The sequence below is a fragment of the Halobaculum sp. MBLA0143 genome (assembly GCF_041361465.1).
In the GTDB taxonomy this organism is placed as follows: domain Archaea; phylum Halobacteriota; class Halobacteria; order Halobacteriales; family Haloferacaceae; genus JAHENP01.
Map to the genome: position 1 here is coordinate 388,615 of NZ_JBGKAC010000002.1, position 16,120 is coordinate 404,734.

Below are 16,120 nucleotides of genomic sequence, written 5' to 3' on the forward strand. Positions count from 1 at the left end.
CGCCCCCGCAGCGTCGTATTTCGGATCAGGTGGCTGCGGGTAGTAAAGGTTACGGCGGGTTGAACTAGTAGCTAAATTCGGGTAGAGAGGTGTCAGAGACGAAGAGCGATCAGTCGCCGCCGAGCTCCTCCAACGTCACGTCCGCGCCGAGCATTCGGAGGTACGTCTCGTCGCCCGTCACTCGGGCGAGGTCCTCACAGAGTTCCTGGAGCTCGTCGTGGTCCCACTCTTCCAGGTACTCTGTCCGTGCCCGACCCCGTTCGTACACTTCTCGGAGGAAGTGCGCTCGGTCGAGCGTCGTCTCGCTGCGGTCGGGACTCTCGACCATCTCGCGGACGTACGCCTGGCGTTCCTCGTCGTCCCAGCCGAGGAGTTCGAGACCGGAGGCATCGGTGTCGAGGAGCTCCATCTCCTCCATCTGTTCCTGTGTGGCGTCTGCGCGTCGCAAGAGCTTGTTGAGATCGTCCGTGGTGGGGTTCCACTCGTCGAGCAGGCCGAGGTAAACGTCTGCCTCGCCGAGATTGGCGTCTTGAATGATCCCGTAGATCTGATCGACGACCTCCTTCGCGTCCATGATTTCGCCGGCACGGTGGACTTTGCCGTGGTGCTTCGAGTACTCTTGGAAGCATTTGCCCATCTCGATCACGCCGATGTCGCCAGAGGCGAGTTCACGGTTCTGTTCGAGTGATTCACGGGTATCGCGTGCCGTCCGGACGATCTCGCGGCGGAGCGTCCGCCAAGACGTTGGCTCTCGGTCGTCCATCGGGCGGGCGACGATCACGATGTCGAATGAGACCGCGTCCCCGCCGATGAACTTGTTCAGGTCGGAGCTGATCGGGTACGTCGCGGTGATCTCGAAGTCGTTTCGGCAGAGTGAGGTGAGGAGTTCCCCCCAACTCTCGGAGTCGCTGTGGTGGTATGTGAACGCGAGGACGCCGTCGTCTTTTAGCGCACGCCGGACGATAGAGAGGGCTTCGCTCATCTCTCGCTCAAAGTCCTCAGCGGCTTTGTTGACTGCCGGATTAGCGACTATCGACTCTGCACGAGGTGTCGCTTCGTGATCGAACCCAGGGTACTCATCTTGTAAAAGAATCTTCTGCCAGACATAAAAGTAGTCAGATAATTCACTATACATAACGTTATCGTAGTACGGGGGATCGGTGATGACGGCGTCGTACGTATCTTCCTTGTCAATTGTCCGCATGTCCCCGAGATCCGCCACGGCCTTTCGCCCGATCGGTTGAGAAAACTCTTCAGATTCAACCATTTCTCCGTCGTCAACGTACCGTTCGGTTGGTGATTGAGCGTATTCAACACCCCGACGGAGTTTTTCCCAGGTATTTTCAAACGTTCCGCGGCCGTTCTTCGTTCCCCAAACATTGTTCTCGACAAAATCGGTCTGGGGGACGTACGCATTCATTCGGAATATCCCCTCCATGTTGTTCCGTTGTTGATTGTATATTGTGAACTCACACTGGAACATCAACGAGTCCCCGAACACCATCAGCAAAAACTCACGGAGGTTGTCGGACTCGACCTTGTCTATTGACGACAGCAGCTTCGCCAGAGACAGTAACTGACGATCGTTGAACAGTTCTCTCCACTCCGTGATGCCGTGCTGCCTAAGATCACCTGCACCCGGCGCGCTTCCGGATATACTCGAAGAGGCTGTCTTCCACCCATCCGGAATCTTCTCGTCGGGCACATACTCGTGGAGATCCGTTCGTTCAGCCCATTCACGTGCCGCGTCGTGATACAATTGATGATCCGATGGATCGGCCTGCTTGTACCCCTTATATATGGATTTCGGTTCGCCGGCACCCTCACAACGTTCGCAGTAGTACTCAACCGCGTACAGTCGTCGGTCAAGCCTTCCCTGTTCAGTGATGGCGTCAGTAATGTCCTCTTTTAATCCACATTCTGGGCAGTTGTAGTAGCCGCCACGAGTGACATACCCTTGTGACGCGTCGAACGTGACGAAACAGTTCTTACACGTGGATTCCTCGGCCTGCCAGTCGTCCACGAGCGTCACCGCGCCACAGTCCAGACAGAGAACATTGTACTTGTCGTCGTTCTCGTACCGACCCGCCGCCACACGGTAATCCTTGAACAACGGCACCGTGTGCCCGCAGGAGGTGCAGTCGAGTTCCTTCACCCAGAAGTTGTACATCACGTCCGCGTCGTGGGCGTGGTCCCCCTCGCCGTTCGGGCAGGGCGTCCGGTAGTACTGCGTGATCTCGTCGGCCACGTCCTCGCGGACGCGCTCGAACGCCGCCTCCAACTCCTCGACGTCCGTCTCGCCCGCCTCCAACTCCTTCTTCGTCACGAACCACGCCACGGGGTTGAGGTCGTGCCCCTCCGACTCGACGCCGAACCGGGACGCCTCCACGAGGGAGGTGCCCCCGCCCGCGAACGGGTCCAGGACTTTGGTGTCCTCCGGGAGTCGCACGTCCTTGGGGTAGTACTCCCACAGCGACTCGGGGTTGTCCATGTCGACGTTCGCGGCCGCGTCGACCAACTCCGACGCAGAGTGGCCGTTCTCCCCCAGCGTCTGGTTCTCGCCGGGCTCGTACACCGACAGCTCCGCCGGGTCCGTGTCCTCGTCCAACAGGGAGTACAGCGTGATCGCACGGAACAGACAGCCCGGCCGCCGCGCCCACCACTTGTGCATCGTGTAGATCGGACGATACCACTGCTTCGCCCGGCTCTCCTTGGCCGCGATCTCGTTCACTCGCTCGATCGGGAACCCCCGCTCGATGGGCCGCTCCGTCCGCTCGCTGTCGTCTGTCACGTCTCCGCCGACTCGCCGCTCGCTGATAAGTTCCCGTGTCTGGCCCGTTGGGGAATCCGGACGGGCGCAGGGGCGGGGGCGACGGCGACCGCGACAGCGACCGCGACAGCGACCGCGACAGCGACGACGACGACCGCGACAGCGACGACGACGACCGCGACAGCGACAGCGACGACGACGACCGCGACGACCGCGACGACCGCGACAGCGACCACGGCGGCGACGACGACACCGACGCTTCGCCTCGCCCTGCGCAGTTGGCAAGAAACAAGCCGGTGGCGCGAGAGGGGCGACTGTGCAACCCCCGATCGACCCCACCGCGACGGACCCTGACGCGACGGCACTCCTGGACGCGCTGCCCTCGGAGGTGGCCCGCCGCCGCGTCGTCGCCGCCGCCGACGTGGGGATCGCGCCCGACGCCGACAACCGCGACGCCCGCGTCGCCGAGTTGGACCCGCCGGCGCGCCGCCGCGTGGCCGAACAGATCCGCTTCACCGGCCACCCGAGCGTGTTCTACCGTCGCATCCCCGGGCTCGACGGGGTCGACCTCGCCGACGCGACGAGCGCGTCCGGCTTCGGCGGCTCCGTCCAGACGACGCTGCCGACCGACGACGGCGTCGCCGCCGTCTGTTCCGTCCCGGAGACGGGCGCACAGGCCCGGCTCGGCACCGCCGCGACGGACCGCGTCACCACCGTCGTGACCGCGCGCCCGGACGACTCGCTCGTTGCCGTCCGCGCGCCCGACCGCGACACCGCGACGGAGACCGTTCGCACGCTCGGCGACGCGCTCCCGCTCGACGACTGGGCTCGGCCGGGGTTCGACGCCGACCTCCGCGACCGGCTCGCCGACCACGCCGCCGCAGGCTACACCCGCGCCGTGTTCGACCGCCCCGACGGCGAGGCGGATCGGGTGACCGTCCGCGCCGAAGCGGACGCGACCGACCCGCCCCACGACACCCCCGACGTGTTCGCCGACCGCGTCACCCGGACGCTGCTGGAGGACGATGCGGTCGAACTCCACGCCGCCGACGCGCGCCTGGCCGTCGATACCCCGCTGGACGAGCCCGTGCCCGTGACGCTCGTGTTCGGCGACGACGCCGTCCGCTTCGAGCGATTCGTCCCCGAGGCGACGCGGGCTGTCGTCGACGGTGTCGTTCGGGAGTGTCTGTGAGGCGACGCGCTCGTCGTGGCGGCGTCGGTCGGGTCAGACGACACCCGAGAAGAGCAGGAGTGCGACTACGCCGACGAGCGCCGCCGCCGCGGCACCGCCGACGAGGAACTCGTTTTCGGCTGCCTTCTGGTGTGGCGGGAGGTCGGCGTACTCCTCGCGGAACGCTTCGAGGTTCTCCTCGTCGTAGAAGTACTTCGTCCGGAGCGCAAACCGCTCGACGACGGCACACCCCGTACACACCGGCTCGCCGACGTACCGTTCCGTCTCGGTGTGGGTGCGGCAGGCGATCGCGCCACAGTTCCGACAGTACGTGTACGCCCCGTCGTCGCCGTCGGTAGAACAGTGAACACACTCGTGAATCTCGTCGACGCTCGTCGTCCGCGACGGCCCGGCGGCGTAGTACTCGTAGTCGTAGTCGTACTCGCCGAGGCGCGTCGTCTGGGTGATCTCGGGGAGGTAGACGGGTGCGACCGACTGGACCGACACGTCCGACTGCTTCGGCTCGCACTCCTTCTCGTAGTCGACGTTGTTGTCGCCGGTGTAGTGGACCGTCTCCGTGTACGCCCGCCGAACGCGGTCGACTGCCCAGTCTTTGTACTCCGTCTGCGTCTGACCGAAGCGTAACTGCTCGACGCTGTCGAACGTCTCCGCGAACTCCGACTCGTCGACTTCGACCGTCGAGTGACCGTTTCTGACGACCAACTCGGTGACGTCCTCCTGCGCGGCCCGCGGGCGGTCGCGGTCGGCGTGGACTGTGAGTCGAGTCCGGTCGTCGACCCGGTGAACGACCCCGACGGAGGTCTCGAACACCGCGTCCACGTCTGCCGTCACCGTCACGACGGGCCGGAGGGTGAGTTCCGACTCCGGCCGCGGGAGATCCCCGGCGTCGATGCCGTCGACGTCCCGAAACTGCTCGACGACGGGCGCATCGACCGACGCCGTCGGATCGGACGGCCGGAGCGTCTCGTCACACAGGATCTCGATACGACCGTTGTACAGGTCGAGCCCGACCTCGTCGGCGATCTGCCGGAGGTCCGTCCCGTCGATCAGCTCGATCGGGTACGGGTCGTCGTTCGCCCGGAGCTGCTCGGCGTACTCGACTGCCGGATCGGTGAATCGACCGGTCGTGACGACGATGCCACGCTTCGGGTCGGCGAACTCGGCGGTTGCGACGGCCGAGTGGAGCTTCTGGACCACCGGGCGCCCGACGGTGCCCGTGTGCTTGCACTCGACGACGACCCCGCGACGAGTGCCGTCGACCACCTCCTCCATCAGCACGTCTCTCCCCTCGTCGGCCGTCTTCGACGCCTGTCTGACGTTCTCGTAGCCGAGGTTCCGGAGCACGTCTTCCATCAGATCCTCGAACTCGAACCCGGAGAGATCGTCTAGAACTGCCACGGTCGCCACCGAATTGGGGACTCACGGATATAGAGCTATCGCCAACTTCTGACGAAAGAACGGGAGAGCCCGGGGAGACGAGAACCGCCGTCGAGTCCGAACACCGGAGGTGACGACGGCCGCGTCGGTCGGGAACGCACCGGCCCGTCCGGAGTTCTGAAACGCGGGTGGAGGCTTCAATCACTCCTCGCGTGTCGTCTGCGGCGTGCAGACCAGACACGTCACGCTCGACCGGCGGATCGTCTCGGTGGTGGCCGTGCTCGTCGCGATCGGCTGTGTACTCGTCGCGGAAAACTGGGTCGGAGGGCTGTTACCGGGGAGTTCCGGGCCACTCCACCGTGTCGCGGACATCGTCCAGTTCGGGGCGATACTCGCGGTCGGCCTCGGGGCGCTGTGGTTCGACGACGGTGAGCTCGCGGACATCGGACTCTCCCGAGAGTTCCTCCTCCCCAGCGTCGCGGCGTTCCTGGCGACGTACGCCGTCTTGAACGCCCTCGGCGTCGCCGTCGCGGCCACCCTCGGCCTCCCGTGGGGTCTCGACGTGTTGACCGACCGTCTCGGCCTGCTGACGGCGCCGTTGGCCCTCACAGTGTTCGCCGCGTTCGTCGAGGAGGCCGTCGTCCGCGGCTACCTCCAGACGAAGCTCCGCAGCCTCTTGGGCGCGAACGGGCCGCTCCGGCGTCTGTTGGCCGTCGTCGTCGCGTCGGCGTCGTTCGCCCTGCTCCACGTGCCCCGCGTGCTCGTCGAGGGAGGGTACATCGGCGGCGGTGTCGCCGGGACGCTCGCCGTGCTCACACTGAGCGGTGTCGGCTTCGGCCTCCTGTTCGAACTGAGCGGCAACGTCTACTTCGTCGGCCTGGTCCACGCGCTCGGCAACACCTGGGTGTTGCTCGTCAACGGCTTCGCCTGGACCGGCACCGACTCGCTGCTGTTCTTCGCCGCGGTCCTCGTCGCCTACTTCGGCGTGACGTTCGCCTACCGGCGCGTCGCCGCCGACACCGCGTTCACGCCACACGTTCGCGTCGGGGGCCGAGCCGCCACGGACGCGGACGAGCGCCCACGGGACGGGTCGGTGTTGGAGTAGCGACTCCCCTCCGAAGTCGTTAACTCCTCGCTCTCGGACGTGCCGAGAGATGGACGACTGGGCCGAAATCGAGGCCGCAGCAGAACGACGAACCGACCGCGTGCTCGCGGAGCTGACGGATCGGTGGGGTGACCACGAACGCCGCGAGCAGATTCGCTACGGCCCCGCAGAGATCGATCCGGACGGGCCGCCGGCGTCGCTGGCGGCCCAACTGGAGACGATGGGCGGCATCGTGTCGGTCGTCGTCTTCTACACGGACGAGCGCCGCGAGACCGTGCTCGTGTACAACTCCCGCGGCGGGTGGGAGCCGATCGGCGGCCGGATCGAGCCCGGGCAACGCCCCGAGGAGACCGCCCGAGCGGAGGCCAGCGAGGAGGCCGGGATCGAGATCCGACTGGACGACCTGCTGTACACGAGACGAGTCGAGTACGTCTGGGACAGCGGCCACACGGCCCAAGTCCCGCTCGCGCAGTTCGCCGCCACGCGAACCGACGGGATACTGCGAGTCGAGCGCGAAGGCGACACACACCCGGCGGTGTCACGCTCTCACCCCGGCCTCTCGCGCGGGACCGGCCTGTTCGACGCCGAGACGCTGCCACCCCTCCGACGCGACCGCGACCTCGTCGTCGACCTACTCGACGACCCGCCAGCGTGGGAGCCAGAGGCGGAGCCGGAGTCGGAGTCGGAATCGGAGTCAGAATCGGAGACGGAGGTGGAGGCGGAGTCGGAGACGAAGTCAGAGTCAGAGTCGGACCGGACGTAACCGCCGCGATCGAACGGCCGGACGGACGACCGGCGTCGACGTAGCGACTCCGACGACACCGCCGAGCGCTCACCCGAGTGCGGATCGTTTCCCCGCGACGGCGACAGCGAGCGCGACCGCGCCGACGGCGACGAACGAGCCCGGCGCGCCACTCGACAGCGCCGCTGTCGACGCCCCGGCGAAGTCCAGGCCCGCGACGTTCAGCGGCCCGACGTAACAGACCAGGAGGTACCCGCCCTCGAACACCCGTGGCGTGCCGGTGAGGACGCCCGACGCGAGCGCGACCGACGCGGGGAAGACGAGCACCGCGACCGCAGCCAGCAGTCTGCCGTCGGCCACGACACCCGCGAGCCCCGCGCCGCCCGAGCCACCGACGCCACCACCCAGGAGCACCGCCGGCAGACAGACGACCGCCGCGACGCAGACCCCGACGGCCCACTCCGCGAGCAACTGCCGGAAGGCGGCCGGCGAGGAGTGGACGAGCGCGGCCCGCGACCGGTGTGTCGCCCGAATCCCCAGCGACGACCAGACGAACACCGGCCACGCGACCGCGACCGCGACGAACTGCCGACGCGGGAGCGACACGACGGTGCCGACGAGAACCACGACCACACCCAGGTACCACCACCACGACCGACCACGGAGCTTCCCCCGGAGCTCCTGCCGGAACAGCCGCCAGACGGACGCCGACCCCCGCCGCGTCACCCGCGGCACCGACTCGACGGCGGTGTCGCCGGTGGAGCCACCGGCCCCACCGTCGCCGACCACACCACCGACCGCCTCGCCGACCACACCACCGACCACACTGCCGACGGCCGCGACCCCGCCGCGGAGTCGACGGACCACGCCGCCCAGACGGCCGGCTCCGTCGTCGTCCGACGCGACTGGCCGCCAGCGGTCGTACGGGATCGTCGCCACGAGCGCCAGCCCGACGCCGACCGCGAACACCCCGGCGCGCTGTGCGAGCGCCCACGCCGGCACCCCGCCGCCACGGTAGTCGAACGACTGTGACGCCCCGGTCGGGAGCCCGAGAAACCGACTGAACAGACCGGGCGAGCCGTCGGTGTACGCCGGCGCGACCGCCGCGAGCGCGTCGGCAGTCGCCTGCCCGGCCGCGACGGTGCCGTACAGGTCCGTCGCGGCGACGAGCGTCGCGGGCGTCGCCGGCGCACCCGCGTGCGTCGACACCCCGAGGACGAACGTCCCGAGGACGCCTGCGAGGTACACCACGCTCCCGAGCGTCCCCGAGAGCGTCTCGGTCGACTCGAACAGGAGTGTCACGCCCGCGACGAAGCCGGCGACGGGCAGGCCGAACAACAGGACAGGCCCGAAGACCGCAAGCGGGTCGGCACTGCCGACACCCGACCGCGCGTGTGTGACCGTCGCGGTCGCCGCGAGCGCGACCAACGCCAGCCCGACGACCGCGACGTGACTCAGCCACTTCCCGAACACGGTCGCCGCCTCCGAGACCGGCGTCGTCGCCGTCACCCGGGTGACGCCCAGCCGGTGATCGGCGGCGAGTCTGCCACGGAGGAGGAAGTACCCCCCGAGAACGACGAGGTACGCGCCGGCGACGCCCGTCTCTAGCCCGACGACCGCCGCCGTCGGCCGCCCGACGTAGTGGGCCGCGCCGCTCGTCCGGAACGCGAGCTCGAAGCTGTCGACACCCGCGAGCAGCCCGAGCAGGACGGTCGCGGCGAGCACGGCGCCCGTCGAACGCGACCGGAGTCGTCGCCGGAGGTCCGCCCACGCGACGGCGAACACACGGCGCACTACAGCCCCTCCCGGCCGTCGATAGACGCGAGGTAGCCGTCCTCCAGCGTCGGCGTCACCCGCTCGGCCGTCTCCGTCGGTCGGTCGTCCGCGAGCAGTCGCACCTCGACGCCGTCCGCGCGCTGGACCGTCCGACACACCTGGTGTCGCTCCCGCAGCGTGTCGAGTTCGCCTCGCGGGACGACCGCCTCGTACACGTCGTCCGCGACCCGTTCGGCGAGCGTCTCCGGGTCCGTGTGGGTCACGAGCCGCCCGTCGTTCATCAGTGCGACCGTGTTCGCCGTCGCCTCCACGTCCGGGACGATGTGTGTCGACAGGATCACCACCCGGTCGTCGGCCGTCGACGACAGGACGTTCCGGAAGCGCACCCGTTCTTCCGGGTCCAGCCCGACCGTCGGCTCGTCGACGATCAACAGCTCCGGGTCGTTGACGAGCGCCTGCGCGATGCCGACGCGACGGCGCATCCCGCCGGAGAACGTCCCGATCCGCTCGTGGCGGACGTCACCGAGGTTCGTCAGCTCCAACTGCGCCTCGATGCGTGCCGACGCCGTCTCGTCGTCGAGCCCGCGCAGCGTGGCGACGTACTCCAGGAACTCGGCGACGGTGAGCTCCGGGTACGCGCCGAACGACTGCGGGAGGTAGCCCAGCACCGACCGAACGGCGTCCGGACGCTCCGTCAGATCCGTCCCGTCCCAGTAGGCCGTCCCGGTCGTCGGCCGTGTGAGCGTCGTCAGCGTCCGCAACAGCGTCGACTTCCCTGCCCCGTTCGGCCCGAGCAGCCCGTGAATCCCCTCGTCTAAGTCGAGTGTCACGTCCTCGACCGCCCAGGTGTCGCCGTACTGCTTGCCCAACGCCTCCGTCCGGAGCCGCCCACCGCTCATCGGACCACCTCTGGGTGAACGAGTCGATCGTGTGTCTGGTGCGACTGCACGGTCGGTCGTCGCGTCGCTCGGGCCTGTAACCGGGCGTCCCGTTCCGTCGCGTGAAACACGGGCGTGAACCGTGACCCCCCGAGCGGAGCGAGCCACGGGGACACGACAGTCACACCGGGCGACGCCGGTCGCGAGCCGTGGTCGGATCGCCGATCGGACGACGCCGAGCACGAACAGGAGGGCGACCACGCCGGCGAGTGCTGCCGTGACGGCACCGCCGACGAGGTACTCGTCTTCGACTACCGTCCGGTGTAGAGACCCCGGCGTACTCCTCGCGGAACGCCTCGAGGCTCACCGCTGTCGACGCCGACCCGCCACCGTCGTGACCGGTCGCCGCCCGTCGTCGTTCGCGGTCGGCGGCCAGCTGCGGCCGTGTCGGCCTCCCGTGACACCGGCGGCGGAGGCGGCGGCGCGTATGAGTTGTTCGACCCGGCCGGTCGGCACCGCAGTCGTGTCGCCACGGAGCTCCACGTACAGCCGAGCGGCGTCGTCGAGCGCCTGGGAGGTACGGGCGTGGCCGGTGGCGTCTTCGAGATCATCCCAGAGTCGTTGTCGTTCGTCGGTCGCCCGGATTCGCATACCTCACGGTCGAAAAGGCCGGCGGCTCGTTGCACACGTCCCCCCGAACGGGTGTTCGAGCGGGTCACTGGAGCCGCCGATTCGGCCCGATCGGGGTCGGTTCGGGTGGGTCGGCCAGCTCAATCGGGGCCGGTCGGCCGGCCACGACCCGGGTCGTTGCACACCCGGCTGTCGCTCTCTGTGTGCAACCAGGCGATCGCCGTCGACGGCGCCGCGCAACCCCGTGCAGTACAACGAGAACCGGGTTCGACGGGACTCATCGTAACCATCTGTCCAGAGACCGACTCGTTTCAGACACATCGATGCGTGAGTTGGCGGGTTATAGATTTATGTTTGAAAAACGAATGAGCCACAGTGTGAGTACGCTTGGAACTGACGTGTGCGGGTTCGAGTGGCCGGCAGACTGTGACAGAGCGGTGCCCTCAAAAGATGCAGCGGTAAGTCAGTCGTGTTGTTTTCGAGACTCGGTCGCAGATGCAGACCGGTGCGTGTGGCATGTCGACCCAGAGGACACAGACGAGAAAACAGCCACTGCACTGAACGAGAGCCGTCTAAGTGCTGAAGTCGCCGCCCAAACCGCACCTCGTGTAGAACTGCTTGATGGAGCAATCCTACACAACATGGAGTCAGCAAATACAATTGGGTTCAATAAAACAGCACTCCGAGGGGCCGAGCTCACCGACGCCAACCTCACCGACGCCAACCTCCGAGAGGCCGACCTCACCGACGCCTACCTCGGAGGGGCCGAGCTCCCTGAAGCCGACCTCGGAGGGGCCGAGCTCACCCGCGCCTACCTCGGAGGGGCCGAGCTCCCCGAAGCCGACCTCGGAAGGGCCGAGCTCACCCACGCCTACCTCGGAGGGGCCGACCTCACCGACGCCTACCTCTCCGACGCCAACCTCCTCAACGCCTCCCTCGGAAGGGGCGACCTCGGAGAGGCCGAGCTCACCGACGCCGACCTCCGAAGGGCCGACCTCGGAGAGGCCGAGCTCACCGACGCCGACCTCCGAAGGGCCGACCTCCGAAGGGCCGAGCTCACCGACGCCGAGCTCACCGACGCCGAGCTCATCGACGCCGACCTCCGAAGGGCCGAGCTCACCGACGCCGAGCTCACTGGCGCCTACTTCACCGACGCCGAGCTCACCGACGCCTACCTCACCGGCGCCTACTTCACCGACGCCTACCTCACCGGCGCCGAGCTCACCGGCGCCTACCTCACCGGCGCCTACCTCACCGGCGCCGACCTCACCGGTGCCGACCTCGGAAGGGCCCACCTCATCGGTGCCGACCTCGGAGGGGCCGATTTCACCGACGCCAACCTCACCGACGCCGACCTCGACCTGGCCGACCTCACCGACGCCGACCTCTCCGACGCCAACCTCACCAACGCCGACCTCGGAGGGGCCAACCTCGGAGGGGCCGACCTCGGAGGGGCCGAGCTCACCGACGCCAACCTCACCGACGCCGACCTCACCGGCGCCGACCTCACCGGCGCCGACCTCACCCGCGCCTACCTTAGAAGGGCCGACCTCCCCGAGGCCGACCTCACCGACGCCCACCTCTCTGATGTTGAGCTCAGAGGGGCTAATCTCTCTGGCTGCAAATTAAAAGGAACTAAACTGTCAGGGGAGGATGTGTCTGGGGCCAGTTTCTCACGGGCGGACCTACGGGATGTCGAGATGGAGGGTATGAATGCGAATCAGGGGACGACAGTGGGAAAAATGTGTACTGAGTTGTCAGGTCCAGACGAATATGACGAGTTGGCTCAGGCGTATCACAAACTCAAAGAGGCACTCAGTGAGGAAGGTCTCAGCCAACGAGCACGGCAAGCACGAACAGTTGAGCAACAGGCGCGAACGACTGAGGCACGGGGGAGATTCAAACGCCAATCTCTCAAGCGGGTCTCCAAGTTGCGAACTCAAGAAGGATGGCGTCAGTGGTTCCTGCCACCATGGCCTGACCCTGATGTCCGCACGCAATTCCTTACAACAGTCGGAGGCACTCTCTCCCGGTTTCTTACGGGGTATGGGACTCGACCACTCTTCGTTCTCTTGTGGTCAGCAGGAATACTTCTCGGGACGACTATTCTGCTTGCGGTCGGTCCAGCCCCAGAGGAGGGGTGGGTAGGCGGACCTCTGTATTATTCAGTCGTCACATTTGTGACGGCACCGCCACGCCCGCCAACACAGGTCGGGGCTGTCATACGGGCCGCTATACTAATTGAGACATATATCGGAACTGCACTGATTGTGTTGTTAGGCTACGTCCTCGGCACCCGCGAACGAGTGTGAGAGACACCCAACCGACCGGTCCGGCTGGCTTCGGCCGGTCATTATCCAGATACCTACCCGTCTTACGCACACGTCGGCGACAGCAACCCGTGGCAGCCGGGCTCGGCAGCCGGTTCGACACCTATCAGGCAACCAGTGAGGGAGAACCGGCCGTTCTCCGACACGACTCGGCGCGGTATGTCTGCTGTTCTGTCTAAGCAAGGCGTTTTTTCGAATAGTTGTGTGCTGTAAGCAGAAAAAGAAATAACACACACGCTCTACATCACCGGTATGGACGAAGACCAGCCTGTGTCGAGAATGACCATCCCGGAGCCGCGTATGGTAACACGCACAGATGTTCCTGATAGTGGGCAGGTGTACATTGGCCGAGAATTAGGCGGAAAGCGGGTCGAGATAACCGTTCAAGTGATTGAGGACCCAACCGACACAGAGGAGTGACGCTGTCCGACACGGGGAGGCATCCTCAACAGAGTGTGACCCGGTACGGGAGAACGGGATGTTCTCCGACACCGGACACATTTTGTCCAGTAGGTACGACCCGGCCGTGCCGGCCACCGGCCCGAGCGGAGTTAGCAGCAAGAAGCTCCGCTTGCCAGCCGGAGCCAGCAACGGGGCGAGCGGAGTTAGCAGCAAGAAGCTCCGCTTGCCAGCCGACCGGCCGGCTACCGTCGTGGGTCGGTCCCGTTCGAGTGGGCGGCCAGTTCGTCTCACGCCGGCGTCGACGAGCGGGGAGGCGTCGGCGTGCCCGGCCGTCAGGCGTCGCTCACAAGGTCAGAGACTCGACAGTCGTCGTTCGGACAGATCACCGCCCCGTTTCGGTCGTAGCCAATGACCCCGTCGGTGGCACACGCTGGACAGGTGGTTTCAACTTCGCCGATACTCGCGGCGTTTGTGAGGGTGTCGGCGTTCAAGTAGTAGACATCCACTTCACACGTCTCGACGAGACACTGGTACTCACCGTTCTTCACACCACGCACGCCACAGCCGGGACACAACATACTCTCGTACTGTTCGGGGTACACGTCGTCGGCGACGTTCGCCGTCCGGTGGGCCACGCGGCGTTTTTTGGCGGCGCGACTGCTGTACTCGTCGACGGTGCTCTTGCTCGTCGGGTAGTTCCCGTTCGTCGTCGCGTCGTCGAGCGCGGCGTAGAACCAGGCGATTTCGGTGTGGGTGAGCCCCGACATGCGGAGCGCGACGACCTCACGCTCGCGGTCCGAGAACACCGTGCCCTCCAGTTTCTCGTAGTTGTGCCGAATCCCCTCGTGCCCGTTGCCGTCGGTGTCTGAGAGTGAGTTGTTTACCCACAAGACGAGTCGCGCGGCGGTGAGGTCGTCGACGTGTTCGGGGTAGAGCGCGTCGGCTGGTGTCTCCGCCGCGAGGTCGCTGATTGTTTCCGGTGCGTCTGAGTCGCGTTCGGGGAATGCTTCGACCACACTACACAGTGTGTAGTGTAGGCTTGTAAAACTACGCACTACACACAACGTGGTGTGCGGTCGGTGAGGGAGAACCGGCCGTTCTCCGACACCGGACACATTTGTCTGGTAGATACGCCCGGCCGTGGCGGTCACCGGCCCGAGCGGAGTTAGCAGCAAGAAGGGCCGCTAGCTAGCCGACCGGTTGGCTGATCGGTGACCCCGTCGCGGTCAGACGCCGACAGAGCACTGATACTGGCGCCCCCAACTCAGTTCCCGACGGCTACACGCTCCCGAGTACAGTCATAAACCGCTCTCGCTCGAACGTACAGTATCTCGGCTCCAACATACAGTACCACCGATTACTCGATATCTCGGCACCAACCGACCGGTGTCTCCCCGTGGTAGTCGCTTCAGTTCCGTTCTGGGTTCTGACCGGGTCGCTGGCTGTCGTCGCTCGGGCAGTGATGAACACGTACCAGAAACGGCTCCTCGAGGACGCTTCGGAGTCGGAGGTGTTGGTTGTCAGAGACACCGTCGCGTTGGGACTGTTCCTGCCGGTCGTCGCGTTGACTGCGGTCAGCCAGGGATTTACCGGGACGACCCGCGGGGTCGCCGCGACGGTGCTCACGGGACTGTTGAACGTCATCGGGGCGTTCATGATGTTCGCGGCACTGTCCCGAGAAGACGCGTCGGTCGTTCTCCCGTTGACCTCGGTGTCACCAGTCGTCACGTCGTTGATCGAACCGTTGGTGCGGGGGACGACTGTCCCGCCGACGGTCGTCGTCGGGGCGGTGTTGAGTGGCTGTGGCGCCGCCGTGGTGAACTCCCGGACCAACACACTGCAGAGTGTCGTCCACTCCTCGGACACGACGGCGGTCGTGTTGGCGTTGTCCGTGAATCTCGTCTTCGGAGTGACTTCGACACTCGACGGCATCGCCACCACGACGGTCAGCCCGGTGTATGTCTCGACGGTAATCGTCCTGTTCGTCGGTACCGGGAGTGTGGCTCGGCTCCAGCGTGCACAGTCCCGGTGGCCGGCGCAGCGTGATCGGCTGCGAGCTCTCTATCGGGCTGATAGGGGGCTTCTGGGCATCCTCCAGTTCGGCGGGCTCGCCGCCACACTGTTCACGTTCGGTGCGGCTCCGAGTGCGACACAGGCCTCGGTTCTGTTCCGAGCGAGCACCGTCTTGGTCGTGATCGTGGCCAGTGTCGGTCTCGGTGAGGGGTATCTTCGTCGCCGGGCGGCGGGCGCCACCCTCATCGCCGTCGGGGTCGCGTTGGGTATCGCCGGCTGATCCATGTCGGGGCACGACCCCGGCCGGGACGGTCTCACCCGTCGGTCGGAACGTCGATCTCCAGATCCATCTCCGCGGCGTGGTCGAGCAGATCGCCGATCACCGACGTCTTCCCAGCACTGTACTCCCCGAGATCCTCCGTCTCGGCTGCCTCGCGTCGTTTGACACGTTCGTACCGGTCACGGAGCTGTGGGTCGTCACGGAGTGCCGCGACGGTGGCGACACTGGTCCGCCACCCCGGGTCGGACTGTCCGAATACGTGATCGTTGAACCGTTCCCCCTCGACACGCCGAAACACCGGCTGCCACGTCTCCGTGTTGTCGTGTCGCGTCCCGCCGAGGTGTGACTCGACTGCCGTCCCGACAGGTTCGACGGCCGCATCGTCCACGACGACATCGAGGTCGACGATGTCCTTCGCGGCGAGGCCCGCAACCGCAGTCGAGCCGACGTGTTCGATCCGGCAGACGCGCTCTCGGAGGTCGAACGTGTCGAGTGTGTCCTCGACACGGGCGCGTTCTCGTTCGTACAGCCGTCGCCACTCTGCACTGGGTCTCTCGACGAGTTCGATCGGATCGTCTTCGACCATGGATAGTGTGGACACCCGCGTTCTCTATACGTTCAGTTG

General features: G+C 66.2%; 15 protein-coding genes. 7 read left to right on the plus strand and 8 right to left on the minus strand.

The window, feature by feature from the left end:
- Window positions 1-109: 109 nt before the first annotated feature.
- Window positions 110-2,791 (minus strand): DUF1156 domain-containing protein, encoded by a 2,682-nt coding sequence (locus tag RYH79_RS17145; RefSeq protein WP_370901599.1) that lies wholly within the window; start codon window positions 2,789-2,791, stop codon window positions 110-112.
- Window positions 2,788-3,006, minus strand: coding sequence for a hypothetical protein (locus tag RYH79_RS17150; RefSeq protein ID WP_370901601.1), 219 nt, complete (start codon window positions 3,004-3,006; stop codon window positions 2,788-2,790). Before RYH79_RS17150 ends, RYH79_RS17145 begins: the two co-directional genes overlap by 4 nt.
- An 80-nt stretch (window positions 3,007-3,086) precedes the next feature.
- Here RYH79_RS17150 and RYH79_RS17155 point away from each other — a divergent pair, with 80 nt between their 5' ends.
- On the plus strand, window positions 3,087-3,962 hold the full coding sequence (locus RYH79_RS17155) for a hypothetical protein (RefSeq protein WP_370901603.1): 876 nt from the start codon (window positions 3,087-3,089) through the stop codon (window positions 3,960-3,962).
- A 33-nt stretch (window positions 3,963-3,995) separates the two neighbouring features.
- Here the strand turns inward: RYH79_RS17155 and RYH79_RS17160 are convergent, their stop codons facing one another.
- Window positions 3,996-5,360: a restriction endonuclease gene (locus tag RYH79_RS17160; protein ID WP_370901605.1), complete on the minus strand. Its 1,365-nt coding sequence runs from the start codon at window positions 5,358-5,360 to the stop codon at window positions 3,996-3,998.
- 205 nt (window positions 5,361-5,565) lie between these two features.
- On the opposite strand from RYH79_RS17160, the gene RYH79_RS17165 reads away from it, so the two are divergent.
- Together RYH79_RS17165 and RYH79_RS17170 are read left to right on the plus strand one after the other, a co-directional pair.
- Complete coding sequence (locus RYH79_RS17165; protein WP_370901607.1) at window positions 5,566-6,444, plus strand: CPBP family intramembrane glutamic endopeptidase; 879 nt, start codon at window positions 5,566-5,568, stop codon at window positions 6,442-6,444.
- A 49-nt stretch (window positions 6,445-6,493) separates the two neighbouring features.
- The gene (locus RYH79_RS17170) at window positions 6,494-7,207 is read left to right on the plus strand and encodes an NUDIX hydrolase (protein ID WP_370901609.1); all 714 of its coding nucleotides are present in this window, start codon (window positions 6,494-6,496) and stop codon (window positions 7,205-7,207) included.
- 69 nt (window positions 7,208-7,276) lie between these two features.
- Here RYH79_RS17170 and RYH79_RS17175 read toward each other — a convergent pair whose 3' ends face one another.
- Window positions 7,277-8,980: a hypothetical protein gene (locus tag RYH79_RS17175; protein ID WP_370901611.1), complete on the minus strand. Its 1,704-nt coding sequence runs from the start codon at window positions 8,978-8,980 to the stop codon at window positions 7,277-7,279.
- Window positions 8,980-9,861 (minus strand): ATP-binding cassette domain-containing protein, encoded by an 882-nt coding sequence (locus RYH79_RS17180; protein WP_370901613.1) that lies wholly within the window; start codon window positions 9,859-9,861, stop codon window positions 8,980-8,982. Before RYH79_RS17180 ends, RYH79_RS17175 begins: the two co-directional genes overlap by 1 nt.
- 114 nt (window positions 9,862-9,975) lie before the next feature.
- Here RYH79_RS17180 and RYH79_RS17185 point away from each other — a divergent pair, with 114 nt between their 5' ends.
- On the plus strand, window positions 9,976-10,167 hold the full coding sequence (locus RYH79_RS17185; RefSeq protein ID WP_370901615.1) for a hypothetical protein: 192 nt from the start codon (window positions 9,976-9,978) through the stop codon (window positions 10,165-10,167).
- A gap of 36 nt (window positions 10,168-10,203) precedes the next feature.
- On the opposite strand, the gene RYH79_RS17190 is transcribed toward RYH79_RS17185, so the two are convergent.
- Window positions 10,204-10,491 carry a hypothetical protein gene (locus tag RYH79_RS17190; RefSeq protein WP_370901616.1) on the minus strand — a complete coding sequence of 96 codons (288 nt, stop codon included), beginning with the start codon at window positions 10,489-10,491 and terminating at the stop codon, window positions 10,204-10,206.
- Window positions 10,492-11,111: 620 nt separating this feature from the next.
- Here RYH79_RS17190 and RYH79_RS17195 point away from each other — a divergent pair.
- Together RYH79_RS17195 and RYH79_RS17200 are read left to right on the plus strand one after the other, a co-directional pair.
- Entirely contained in the window at window positions 11,112-12,782 is a 1,671-nt protein-coding gene (locus tag RYH79_RS17195; RefSeq protein ID WP_370901618.1) for a pentapeptide repeat-containing protein, read from the plus strand.
- 270 nt (window positions 12,783-13,052) lie between these two features.
- On the plus strand, window positions 13,053-13,220 hold the full coding sequence (locus tag RYH79_RS17200) for a hypothetical protein (protein WP_370901620.1): 168 nt from the start codon (window positions 13,053-13,055) through the stop codon (window positions 13,218-13,220).
- 314 nt (window positions 13,221-13,534) lie between these two features.
- Here the strand turns inward: RYH79_RS17200 and RYH79_RS17205 are convergent, their stop codons facing one another.
- Window positions 13,535-14,353: a hypothetical protein gene (locus tag RYH79_RS17205; protein ID WP_370901622.1), complete on the minus strand. Its 819-nt coding sequence runs from the start codon at window positions 14,351-14,353 to the stop codon at window positions 13,535-13,537.
- 245 nt (window positions 14,354-14,598) lie between these two features.
- Here RYH79_RS17205 and RYH79_RS17210 point away from each other — a divergent pair, with 245 nt between their 5' ends.
- Window positions 14,599-15,495 (plus strand): EamA family transporter, encoded by an 897-nt coding sequence (locus RYH79_RS17210; RefSeq protein ID WP_370901624.1) that lies wholly within the window; start codon window positions 14,599-14,601, stop codon window positions 15,493-15,495.
- A gap of 34 nt (window positions 15,496-15,529) precedes the next feature.
- Here RYH79_RS17210 and RYH79_RS17215 read toward each other — a convergent pair whose 3' ends face one another.
- Entirely contained in the window at window positions 15,530-16,081 is a 552-nt protein-coding gene (locus tag RYH79_RS17215) for a GrpB family protein (protein WP_370901626.1), read from the minus strand.
- Window positions 16,082-16,120 lie beyond the last annotated feature (39 nt).

Bases quoted from the DNA above. Each gene is read 5' to 3' on its own strand.
- RYH79_RS17190 (WP_370901616.1), bottom strand. From the start codon at position 10,491: ATGCGAATCCGGGCGACCGACGAACGACAACGACTCTGGGATGATCTC.
- RYH79_RS17170 (WP_370901609.1), top strand. From the start codon at position 6,494: ATGGACGACTGGGCCGAAATCGAGGCCGCAGCAGAACGACGAACCGAC.
- RYH79_RS17200 (WP_370901620.1), top strand. From the start codon at position 13,053: ATGGACGAAGACCAGCCTGTGTCGAGAATGACCATCCCGGAGCCGCGT.
- RYH79_RS17195 (WP_370901618.1), top strand. From the start codon at position 11,112: ATGGAGTCAGCAAATACAATTGGGTTCAATAAAACAGCACTCCGAGGG.
- RYH79_RS17180 (WP_370901613.1), bottom strand. From the start codon at position 9,861: ATGAGCGGTGGGCGGCTCCGGACGGAGGCGTTGGGCAAGCAGTACGGC.
- RYH79_RS17215 (WP_370901626.1), bottom strand. From the start codon at position 16,081: ATGGTCGAAGACGATCCGATCGAACTCGTCGAGAGACCCAGTGCAGAG.